8 protein-coding genes are annotated in these 11,442 nt (G+C 39.0%); 3 read left to right on the top strand and 5 right to left on the bottom strand.

The genetic code is table 11. The features are described 5' to 3' along the window. From NRL14_RS19590 to NRL14_RS19580, 3 genes are all read left to right on the top strand, one after another. A partial coding sequence (locus NRL14_RS19590; RefSeq protein ID WP_306725409.1) for an integrase core domain-containing protein occupies positions 1-213 on the top strand: 213 nt, incomplete at its 5' end. A gap of 145 nt (positions 214-358) precedes the next feature. Continuing rightward, positions 359-1,522: an MBL fold metallo-hydrolase gene (locus tag NRL14_RS19585; RefSeq protein WP_306725408.1), complete on the top strand. Its 1,164-nt coding sequence runs from the start codon at positions 359-361 to the stop codon at positions 1,520-1,522. A 4-nt stretch (positions 1,523-1,526) separates the two neighbouring features. Then, complete coding sequence (locus NRL14_RS19580) at positions 1,527-5,855, top strand: serine protease (protein ID WP_306725407.1); 4,329 nt, start codon at positions 1,527-1,529, stop codon at positions 5,853-5,855. Between the two features lie 344 nt (positions 5,856-6,199). Here the strand turns inward: NRL14_RS19580 and nth are convergent, their stop codons facing one another. The 5 genes from nth to rsxC are packed head-to-tail and all read right to left on the bottom strand — an operon-like array spanning position 6,200 to position 11,441. Next, positions 6,200-6,832, bottom strand: a complete 633-nt coding sequence (nth, locus tag NRL14_RS19575; protein ID WP_024611069.1) for an endonuclease III — start codon at positions 6,830-6,832, stop codon at positions 6,200-6,202. A gap of 46 nt (positions 6,833-6,878) precedes the next feature. After that, positions 6,879-7,577, bottom strand: coding sequence for an electron transport complex subunit E (locus NRL14_RS19570; protein ID WP_306725406.1), 699 nt, complete (start codon positions 7,575-7,577; stop codon positions 6,879-6,881). Further along, the gene (rsxG, locus tag NRL14_RS19565; RefSeq protein ID WP_033031810.1) at positions 7,574-8,215 is read right to left on the bottom strand and encodes an electron transport complex subunit RsxG; all 642 of its coding nucleotides are present in this window, start codon (positions 8,213-8,215) and stop codon (positions 7,574-7,576) included. Before rsxG ends, NRL14_RS19570 begins: the two co-directional genes overlap by 4 nt. After that, positions 8,212-9,270 carry an electron transport complex subunit RsxD gene (gene rsxD / locus NRL14_RS19560; RefSeq protein ID WP_306725405.1) on the bottom strand — a complete coding sequence of 353 codons (1,059 nt, stop codon included), beginning with the start codon at positions 9,268-9,270 and terminating at the stop codon, positions 8,212-8,214. The genes rsxG and rsxD overlap by 4 nt, the downstream gene beginning before the upstream one ends. Next, positions 9,267-11,441 carry an electron transport complex subunit RsxC gene (gene rsxC / locus NRL14_RS19555; protein WP_306725404.1) on the bottom strand — a complete coding sequence of 725 codons (2,175 nt, stop codon included), beginning with the start codon at positions 11,439-11,441 and terminating at the stop codon, positions 9,267-9,269. The genes rsxD and rsxC overlap by 4 nt, the downstream gene beginning before the upstream one ends. Position 11,442 lies beyond the last annotated feature (1 nt).

Genomic DNA, 11,442 nt, shown 5'->3' with positions numbered 1-11,442 from the left:
CAAAATGCTTATGTAGAGCGGTTTAATCGCACGGTTAGGTATGACTGGCTAAGTCATTATATTTACAGTGATATTAGTGAGTTACAAGATAAAGCAACCGATTGGTTATGGACTTATAATAATGAACGCCCTAATATGGGTATAGGTGGCATAACACCCATACAAAAACTGGAAAAGTTAAACAACGGAAATTCTACAGATAGCCTCCATTAAAAATGGGGGGATTACCGCATGATGAGCACTATCATGTCGATTTTGAAATTACTTGCAGAGACTAAAATTTATTTTAGAAGAGCCCAAAGAATAAATTAGCGCGATATAGTTGTAGTCAAAAATAAACTAAAGCGGAAAATTGTAGATGATAAAAATAAAAATGTATCCCGCTTGTCAGGGAGATGCTTTTCTTGTCAGTTTTAATAATGAAAGCACTAATATAATTATCGATATGGGTCTAGGAAAGACTTATACCGACTTTATTAAACCAGATTTAACAGCTCTAAAGCATCGTGGCTCTAGTATTGATTTGTTAGTGGTGACCCATGTCGATAACGATCATATCGAAGGAGCTATTAAATTTGTTAAAGAAAATGCAGGGAACAGCGAGATTATAGAAGTTAAGGAAATTTGGCATAACTCATATAGGCACTTGCAGTTCTCTAAAAACGCTAAAGCCTTGGAACATGACGAGACAACGACTTTAAAACAAATTTGTTCTCAAAATAACCTTAGAACTGAACAGGTTGGATTACAAAATGTAAGCATTGAGGAAGGGGTAACATTAGCTGGCCTGTTGTATGGGTACAGTTATCCATGGAATATAAAATTAGGTAGCAACGCAGTAATTAAACAAAATGAAGTGGTAAAAATAGCCGATGATGTAGCAATTAGGCTCATTTCTCCAGATGTAAACAAGCTTGAAAAACTAGCTCAAAGGTGGCAGTCAAAATTAGAATCAGAAAAATACGACTTTACTATGAATGATGATGAGCTATTCGATGATGCATTTGAGCAATATATGAAAATGCCAGAGCTTCACTCAAGTGTTCAAGATATATCTAAAAATGATCAACAACTTAATTTTGGAGAATTAGTTAATCTGGTTGGTAAGGATAATTCTGCGACTAACGGCTCATCGATTGCATTTATCATCGAACATAAGGAACATAAATTATTATTTTTAGGCGATGCGCATGAAGATAACGTATATGAAGAACTATCTAGGTTGAACGCCAATGGGTACGAATTGGATTTCGAGCTTGTAAAAGTTTCTCATCACGGGAGTAATAATAATATCTCCAAAAGACTATTAGGTTTAATTTCATCAAAACGATTTTTAATTTCCACAAACGGTAGACATTTTCATCCAGACTTAGGTGCTGTTGCAAAAATAGTAGATAGCGGCATGAGGGCGGAAATTATTACAAATTACCCTCACGATAAACTTGAAACTTTTAGAGCGTCAATAGCCAAGCAAAGTCAAAACGTAAGTTTCAAAACAACAAATCAAATTATAGTTGAGTAATCAAATGGATTTAAGAGAATTAGTAATTAAAGTTGGGTGCGGAACTAAAAGTGGCACAGCTTTTTTTGTAAGTAATAACAGAGCCTTGACTGCGTACCATAATGTCACCGAAGCCGACGATAATGAAATTATTTGTACTAACAATTCAGGACTCCAAGTTAAAGCAAAAGTCAGTGACCAAATAAACGAACACTACAAAAAACTGGATGTTGCACTATTGGTCTTTGAAGAGACTGTGAATATTCCTCAGGAATTAAGCTTTACCGATTATAAGGAAATTAAATCTGGAACTAACTGGATTTCAAGAGGCTTTCCTTCTGCAAAAGGGGTTTCTGGAGATAATATTTTATTAGGTGATAACAATGTTGTTAATCAACAACTAAGTTCTTTAAGAAATAATAAAGTTGATATTGAGTTAGAACATTCTAAAAAGTTATCTACATATGCGGGCTACTCTGGTTCACCGCTGGTTATTAATAACACCATAGCTGGAATCATTAACCAAGAATTGTTAGAAAATGGAGAGTCAAAAGAGTTAACAGCACTATCAGTAAAGCATTTTAGAGATTTATTGATTTCAGAAGGTATTGAAATTATAGAGAAAGACTCCTCTCAATTAAATCCTTTACGTAAAGTTCTCTCTCCTCAATGGTTTGAACGCCACATAAATAGAGCAATTCGAGATTTAGGAGTACGGTATACGCCTGAAGTTAATGTTAAGCTTGGTGTAACCCAAAAAATAGATGCTTTACTTAAAAATGAAGGGTTTTGTGAGGAAGCGAGGGCTGAATTTCATAGATACTTGTTATCAGTTAATAGCTTAATTGGTAACTTTTCTTCATTTTCTCATCTTGAAAAGACATCGAGTGAACATTCAAAGCAGTTAAACCTAATTAATGAAATAACTATAATCAAACAGTCGATACAAAAGCACTTTGAAAACTTTAGCGCAAACATAGGTGTTGTTTTTGATTTCGTAGAATTAGTCAACAAAGCAAAGAATGTCAGTAAGTTAGTAGATAGTTTAGCAAGACTGTATCTAGGTAATGGGGCTACTGATGAGAAAATAGCGGATGCCAAAACAGCCTCAGCAAGGTTCATTGCTTTTTTAGATAATCCTGACAGTAATATTTTACTTGCCAACAAACCTTATTTGCTTCTAAAAGGAAAGGCTGGAACTGGGAAGTCTCACTTGTTAGCAGATGCTGTTGCAGCTCAACAAGGAAAAGACGCTCCTGCTGTTTTGTTGCTAGGTCAGCACTTTACAACAGATAAATCCCCTTGGACCCAGATCTTATCGGATATTTTAAGGTTGGACTGCACTGAAAATCAATTTCTTGAAGCCTTAAACGAGATAGGTGAAGAAAGGGGACAAAGGGTGCTTTTTTGCATTGATGCTATCAATGAAGGAAGAGGTAAGTTCTTCTGGGCTGAGCACTTTATATCTTTTGTAAATGATTTTGAAAACTATCCATGGATTAGTTTGATTGTCTCTGTTAGAGATACTTATTTTCCAAAGTTGATACCTGCGAAATTTGATGAGAATACTCATTTGAAAACTGCTACTCATACAGGGTTTGTTGGTCGCGAGCATGAAGCTATCAAAGTATTTTTCCATTACTATGAGATTAATTTGCCAAAGATTCCTTATCTAAAAGCAGATTTTTCCAACCCCTTATTTTTAAAATTGTTTTGTGACGGGCTATGCAAAAGGGGATTACATGAAGTGCCAGAAGGATATGGTGGTATTTCAAGTGTGATGAATTACTTCATTGATAATATCGATATGAAGTTAGGTGGCCCGAAATATTATGATTATGATAGTTCGGCAAAGGTATGTCGAAAAATAGTAAATGGTCTAATTAAACACAAACAAGAGAATGACTTGAGCTATATTCCATACGATGATGCATGTGATATTGCGAATAATGTTGTAGAAAGATACACAAGCAAGAGAGGGATTATAGAAGACTTAGTCCATGAAGGGTTGCTATCTAAAAACCTCTATTGGCTTGATGGCGGAGATGATGAAGAAGGAATATATTTCGCTTATGAAAGACTCGATGATCATTTCTTGGCAGACCTTATAGCTCGAACAATTATTACTTCAAAAAATATAAGTAAGATATTTAAAGTAGGTGGGGAGCTATTTTATCTAATCCAAAATGAATATAGATACCAAGGTGTCATTGAGGCTCTATCGATACTCCTACCAGAGTTACACGGCAAAGATCTTTTTGAACTTGTAGACCAGAACTACCATGAAGAACAAACAATTATTGATGCATTTATTAATAGTTTGATATGGCGAGATTTGGACACGATAAAAAGCAACTGTAATGATTATATTAATAACACTGTACTTCAGTATGAAGAGTCGTTTCATAGCTTTTTAGAGTTTACGTATACGGTAGCTGGTGATGTAAAGCACCCATACAATGCTAACAAGTTGCACAACTTTTTAGTTGGTATGCCACTGGCTGATCGAGATGCAGAGTGGACTATACATTTGCGATACGTATATGAATCTGAAGGTTCGATTGACAAAATGCTCGAATGGCTTCTTCAATCTGATATACACAAAACTTTATCTGATGAGTCTGCGTTACTGGTATCCATCTCAGTATCTTGGCTATTAACTTCTACCACTCTTGAATTGAGAAATAAAGCTACCAAAGCGCTTTCAAATATTTTGATAGACAGGCTCCACATTGGGGGCGAATTATTAAGAAAGTTTGAATTAATAAATGATCCATATGTTTATGAAAGAATCTTAGCCGCAGTCTATGGCGCAACATTGAATACAGTTCAATTAAATGAACTATCTAACTTAGCGCATTATATTGTTGAACATATTTTCCTTAAAGAAGAGGTTTACCCAAATGTTTTGGTTAGGGACTATGCTCGAAATATTGTGGAATACGCGCTATACAAGGAAAAAATTGAATTAACTGATCCTGAAATTATTCGTCCCCCATATAACAGTACCCTTCCGGATAATTACCCTAGCAATGAAGAAATTGATTCATATAAATTTGATTGGGATGGTAAGGGATTTAAACAAATATATGGCTCTCAAAATAGAATATTAAGCTCGATGGTTACTGAGTATGGGCGAGGAATGTGTAGTTATGGTGATTTTGGTAGATATACATTTCAATCTGCATTGAGTTCATGGAAGAATTTAGACCCTAACCTTTTAAGCAATTACGCATGTAAGCTTATCTTTGAAAAATTTGGATACAATGTTGATATGCATGGTCAATTTGATCGTTATGCTGGTAGTGGGGATAGATTTGAAAACAAAGTTGAGCGCATCGGGAAGAAATATCAATGGTTAGCATTATATGAAGTTGTAGCTCGCGTTGCTGACAATGCTCAATTAACAGATTGGGATGGGAATGAAGTTGGTTACTTTCAAGGTCCATGGCAAAACTATTTGAGGAACATTGATCCAACGTTCTCACCTCAAAGAACTATCAGAACTGAACTTCCTGCTCAAATCAATCATGTTTCTTATGAATCTTGGGATGATGAAGAACAGGGCTGGCTTACTTCTGAGAATGGTTTACTAGACCCAAAAGAGATGATTTTAAATGGTGAATTTTTATCATTAGAAGGTGACTTTTCTTGGTCTGAACCAGAACGATTAGGTGTTGACCGTGATACTAGTGATAAAAAAAGTTTGTGGTATCAAGTTAGAAGTTATTTAGTTAAAGAATCTGAATATGAAAACCTAAAAGAATGGTTAAAAGATCAAGATTTCATGGGGCGATGGATGCCAGAAAGTAGTGAAAATTATTCTGTATTTAGTAAAGAACACTATTGGTCTTCCGCATATCACGATAGAGACGAAGATACTGAAGAAACTCGTTGGCAACCTATAGGGAAAAATCGACTTGACCATAGAAGTGAAGAGATTATTGCCGATGTTTTGCCTACTGCTGAAGAACACCGATGGGAGGATGAGGATAGCACTTCGTTTTTAGCCCCACGGATTGAAATGTTTGATGGTATGGGGTTATGTGCGTCAGAAATACCAAGTTGTTGGTTTAATGATAGAGGTCAACTAGCTTGCTTTGATCCTCACGTATTTGGTGAAGAAAAATCTGAGCTGCTGGTAAATCGTAACCTTTTGGAAGAATTTTTAAATAAGAATGGTTTAAAAATTTTGTGGACGGTACTCGGTGAAAAGCAAACTTTGGGGTCATGTCCAGTCAACAATTGGATCGATATTTCAGGGGTTTACTATCTATGTGGTAACTCAGTTGAGGGCAGTTTTACTGTTAACTTAAAATATCCGGGGTGGAAATCCGTAGAGGAAAGTAAATGAATTACCCCTGAATTTGATTTTGAAGATTTTCTGAAAACAATGTCTGATGAACCAGACTAATTTTGTCGAATAAAGATCCCAGAATACGAGTTTCTTAAATTAAATAGGGTTTGAGTCACAAACTCTATTAAAGTTGGGCAGGAAAAAATGACTGAACTATTGGTAGATTCACAAAATTCATTAAAGTACGAAAGTTAGATAAGTGATAATTGGTAATGAAATCTGTGACAATCTAGCTAGTCTAACACTAAAAAGGCGAACCAAATAGTTCGCCTTTTGCTAACTCATTTTTGTCCAAAAACGAGTTTATCGACCGTCGGCTTCTCGCTCAAAGCAGCCTATAGTTACTCTATTTTATCTTTAAACTCACACAAGTCTTCAATAATACAGCTACCACACTTTGGTTTACGTGCTACGCAGGTATAACGTCCGTGAAGAATCAACCAATGATGTACGTCTACTTTAAATTCTGCAGGCACTACTTTTTCAAGTTTTTGTTCAACGGCTACAACATCTTTACCCATGGCAAGCTTGGTACGGTTAGATACACGAAATATATGCGTATCTACTGCTATTACAGGCCAGCCAAAGGCGGTATTGAGTACAACATTAGCTGTTTTACGGCCAACGCCTGGTAGGGCTTCTAGGGCTTCACGATTTTCTGGCACTATGCTGTTATGCTCATCTACCAATATTTGGCACATTTTGTACACGTTGGCCGCTTTTGAATTAAATAGGCCAATGGTTTTAATGTAATCACGCAGTGTATCGTGGCCAATATCTAAAATAGCTTGGGGTGTATTAGCAACAGGGAACAACTTTCGAGTGGCTTTATTAACGCCTACATCAGTTGCTTGTGCTGAAAGAGTTACTGCTACTAGTAACTCAAATGGGCTTGAATATTCAAGCTCTGTAACTGGATGTGGATTATCGTCGCGCAGGCGCGACAGTATTTGGTGACGTTTTTCTTTATTCATGCAACTTAAAACGCATTAGCTTTTGCTAAGTTAATACGCTTTCCCCTTAAGTTAAGCTAGTAACACGTGCTCGAGGGCCTTTTTCAGCCTCTGGCGGTGCGATTTGTTTTGATTTTATTTGTGCGTCTATTACGTTTTTAGCTGCAATAAGCAGCCCCAGGCCTAAAAAGGCACCGGGTGGCAAAATGGCCAGTAAAAATTGGTTATTAAAGCTAAATACTTCAATGCGTAAGCTTTGTGCCCACGGGCCTAATAATAAGTCGGCGCTGTCGAATAATGTACCTTGGCCAATTAGTTCACGCATTGCGCCTAAAACGACCAGCACAATCATAAAGCCCAAGCCCATCATTAAGCCATCAAAGGCTGATAAGTGAATTGGGTTTTTAGACGCGTAGGCTTCAGCACGGCCAATAATGGCGCAGTTAGTAACAATCAGCGGGATAAAAATCCCTAAAGACTGATAAAGCCCAAATGTATAAGCGTTCATGAGTAACTGCACTATGGTTACAAAGCCTGCAATGATCATAACAAACACCGGAATACGAATATCTTTTGGTACCCAGTTTCTTACTATTGATACACTAATATTAGAGCCTACTAAAACAAGCAGTGTTGCAAGCCCTAGACCCAGTGCATTTGTAATTGTAGAGGTAACAGCTAATAACGGGCAAAGACCTAAAAGCTGCACTAGGGCAGGGTTATTTACCCATACACCTTCTTTATATAATGTTTTTAATTCGCTCATTTAGTTACCTCTGCACATTTGGCGTTAGGCGCGGCAAAAATAGCATCAAATTCACTCTGTGCGAACAGCACTGCGTTTTTTACTGAGCCAACCACTGCGCGAGGCGTAATGGTGGCTCCTGTGAACTGATCAAATTGTCCCCCGTCTTTTTTAACGGCCCAGCGAGCATCGTCTTCGCCTTGCACTGTTAAACTTTTAAATGTGGTGATCCAAGAGGATTTTTTAACTTCTACCTTATCACCTAAACCAGGGGTTTCTTCGTGTTTAGTGGTGCGCACGCCTGCAATAGTACCATCACTTAAAACGGCCGTTAGCAAGTTAATATCGCCACTGTAACCACTTGGTGTGACATGCCTTACAACAAGAGCAACGGGTTTGTTATTTTTGCGGGCGCGATAAATTATTTGATTAGCATAAGGGCCTAACCGTTCATCTGAAATAATAACGCAATCGGTTGAAAGCGCGTTATCGTAAGTACTCGGGTCAAGCACTTCTTGCAACTGAGACGTTAGGTGTAGCTGTTCTTGTTCGGCAATTTTATCGGCGGTTAATGCATTAATTGACGCAACGAGCCCCGTGGTTACAAGGGCAAATGCCGTTAAAATAGCGCCATTTTTAGCCATTGATGAAATAATCATTTTACTGCTCCATGGCCATAAGTACGTGGTTGCGTGTAGTAGTCAATCAACGGCACTGCAATGTTTAATAACAAAACAGCAAACGCAACGGCATCAGGATAACCACCAAAAGTACGAATTAAATACACGAGTAGGCCAATTAAAGCACCGTAAATTAAACGACCTTTATTAGTTGTGGCAGCTGATACCGGATCGGTAGCTATAAAAAATGCGCCCATCATAGTGGCACCGCTTAATAAATGAAATATTGTGCCGGGCTCTGTTCCTGGTGCAGCAATGTAACCAATTGCACTACACAGCGCTAAACTTGCAATAAAGCTGACCGGAATATGCCAGTTAATTATTTTTTCTTTTAGTAAATATAAACCACCGGCTAAAAAGCCTAAATTAACCCACATCCAACCTAGGCCTGCCCATTCATTAAATAATGGTTTTTGCATGCTTTCGGTAACGGTTAAACCGTGTGCAATATCGGTTTTAATGGTATCTAAAGGCGTGGCCATTGTAATGCCGTCAATACCTGCGCGTACTTGATCTAAACTATAACCAATGGAGGTGAAGTCGGTAAATATTATGCGTAATTGTTCAGTAAATCCTATAGCGTTGCTAGATAGTTCAGACACAGGTAACCACGAGGTCATTTGCACCGGAAATGAAATTAATAACAGCACATAGGCAGCCATTGCGGGGTTGAATAAGTTAAAGCCTAAACCACCATATAATTGTTTAACAATAACAATAGAAAATAAACAACCAATAATAATTATCCACCACGGTGCTAAAGGCGGAATACTTAACGCTAATAACACCGCGGTTAGCCACGCACTGCCATCACTTAATGCAGGCCAAACCGGGCGCTTTCGCATCAGCATTATGGCAGCTTCAAAAACTGTTACTGCAGTTAATGCCAGTACTAACTGAATAAGCACGCCAGTGCCAAAAAATACAACTTGAGCAATGAGTCCAGGAATACACGCAGCTATAACGGTAAGCATTAATCGCGTTAACGATTTATGACTGTGGTTATGCGGCGAACTGGCCATGGTTAATTTCATGACTGATCATTTCCTTCTTTTTGTAACTTTTTGGCTTTTGCTCGGGCAATAGCGGCAGCAACAGCTGCTTTTTTCTTATCGTCGCTTGATTTAGGTACGTCAGCGTCAATAGAGCTAGATGAATTATCGGTATTATCGGGTGCTTCTGCATCTTGAAGTGCTTTAGCTGCTTTTTTAGCTTTGGCGCGTGCAATAGCAGCGGCAACGGCGGCTTTTTTATCATCAACTGGTGCTTCGGTTTGCGGCGCTTCACTAACGACTGGCTCAGTACCTTCATTTGCTTGTGCTGCTTTTTTAGCTTTAGCGCGTGCAATAGCAGCGGCAACGGCGGCTTTTTTGTCATCAACAGGTGCTTCGCTTTGTGGCGCTTCATTAACGACTGGCTCAGTACCTTCATTTGCTTGCGCTGCTTTTTTAGCTTTAGCGCGAGCAATTGCTGCAGCCACTGCTGATTTTTTATCATCAACAGGTGCAGTATCGGCTGATTCATCTGTTTGAGATTTTTGATCTCTATATTTTCTAGCTTGTTCTTTACGTAGCGCGCGTTCTTTTGCGACTTCACTATTATCAGGTTCTAACTCCGCAGATTGATCACCGAGCTTTTTAGCTTTGGCGCGGGCTATAGCGGCAGCAACAGCTGATTTTTCATCGCCATTATCTGATTTGTTTTTAACGCGGGCTAAAGCATCAGCTACTTTTTGTTTTTCGTCAGCCGATTTAGCAGCCGGTTTACGTTTATGGCGGTTTTGTCTTTCTTCTTGCTCGCGATCTAGGCGCTCTTTACGTGCATCAAAACGCTCTTTTGCGCGATCAGCTTTAATTTTATCAGCCTGTTGTTCTTTTATTTCCACTTTGGCGACACGGTAGTACTGCACAAGTGGGATTTCACTTGGGCAAACATAGGCACATGCGCCACATTCGATACAATCAAATAAATTGTGTTCTTGTAGTTTGTCGTATTCTTTTGACTTAGCAAACCACTGTAATTGTTGTGGCAATAAAGAAGCAGGGCAGGCATCAGCACACGCACTACAGCGTATACAGGCTTTTTCAGGGCCGGGTTCTGCTAGCTCTTTATGATCAGGCGCTAAAATACAGTTAGTTGTTTTAACTATGCCAATCCGCACTGTTGGCAGAGTAAAGCCCATCATCGGGCCGCCCATAACAACGCGTTGCTGTGGTACAGGTGAAAAACCTTGGCAATCAAGTAAATGTTTAATTTCAGTGCCAAGTAGTGCCCACACATTACCAGGTTTATGGATAGTATTACCTGTTACAGTGACTACCCGTTCAATGAGTGGCTTACCTTCGTACACAGCTTGCTGCACGGCAAACAACGTACCTGTGTTTTGTACAAGTACGCCAATGTCAGCCGGTATGCCGGCGCTTGGCACTTCACGATTAGTGAGTAGCTTAATAAGTTGTTTTTCACCACCCGATGGGTAAATAGTCGGGACCGTTTGCACAATTATTTTTTCGTTATGCTCAGCCGCCTTAGTCATAGCAACTATCGCTTCAGGCTTGTTATCTTCAATGCCCACAATACACAACGTTGGGTTTAGCAACTGTTGCATGAGTTCAAGGCCTTGAATTACCTCAATTGCATGCTCACGCATTAAGGTATCGTCGGCTGTAATATAGGGTTCACACTCAACCGCATTGACTATCAAAAACTCAATCGGTTGCTTTGTGTCAGCTTTTACATAAGTAGGAAAACCTGCGCCGCCCATACCGCTAATACCGGCTTGATGAATTATATTTATTAGTTCGTCGTGGGTAAGCGTTGTTGGATTATTAATTGGGTTAAGTGCCACCCATTCATCTTTACCATCTGGTTCAATAACAACACTCAGCTCAGGTAATGCAGAAGGATGCGCAGAAGGCATTGGTGCTATATCAGTAACAATACCCGAGCTTGGAGCATGTACAGGCACTGACCAGTTTGCAGCAGGGGAGGTTAGAGCTTGGCCTTTAAGTACACGCTGTCCTTTTTCTACAAGCAGCTTACCGTTTGCGCCTATGTGTTGCTTTAGCGCCACTACGAGCTTATCGGGCAATGGTAGGCGCGTAATGCTAGCACTATTAGAGAGTGATTTTTGTTGTGGTGGGTGTATGCCGCCAGGAAATGGCCAAACAACCCCTTTTTTTATTTGTTCAAGTAACTTATCCACT

Source organism: Pseudoalteromonas sp. 20-92 (assembly GCF_030847595.1).
In the GTDB taxonomy this organism is placed as follows: Bacteria; Pseudomonadota; Gammaproteobacteria; order Enterobacterales; family Alteromonadaceae; genus Pseudoalteromonas; species Pseudoalteromonas fuliginea.
The sequence above is the reverse complement of the archived record's forward strand: the minus strand, read 5'-3'. Positions and strand labels throughout refer to the sequence as shown.

Bases quoted from the DNA above. Each gene is read 5' to 3' on its own strand.
- NRL14_RS19580 (WP_306725407.1), top strand. From the start codon at position 1,527: ATGGATTTAAGAGAATTAGTAATTAAAGTTGGGTGCGGAACTAAAAGT.
- NRL14_RS19585 (WP_306725408.1), top strand. From the start codon at position 359: ATGATAAAAATAAAAATGTATCCCGCTTGTCAGGGAGATGCTTTTCTT.
- NRL14_RS19570 (WP_306725406.1), bottom strand. From the start codon at position 7,577: ATGAGCGAATTAAAAACATTATATAAAGAAGGTGTATGGGTAAATAAC.
- nth (WP_024611069.1), bottom strand. From the start codon at position 6,832: ATGAATAAAGAAAAACGTCACCAAATACTGTCGCGCCTGCGCGACGAT.
- rsxG (WP_033031810.1), bottom strand. From the start codon at position 8,215: ATGATTATTTCATCAATGGCTAAAAATGGCGCTATTTTAACGGCATTT.
- rsxD (WP_306725405.1), bottom strand. From the start codon at position 9,270: ATGAAATTAACCATGGCCAGTTCGCCGCATAACCACAGTCATAAATCG.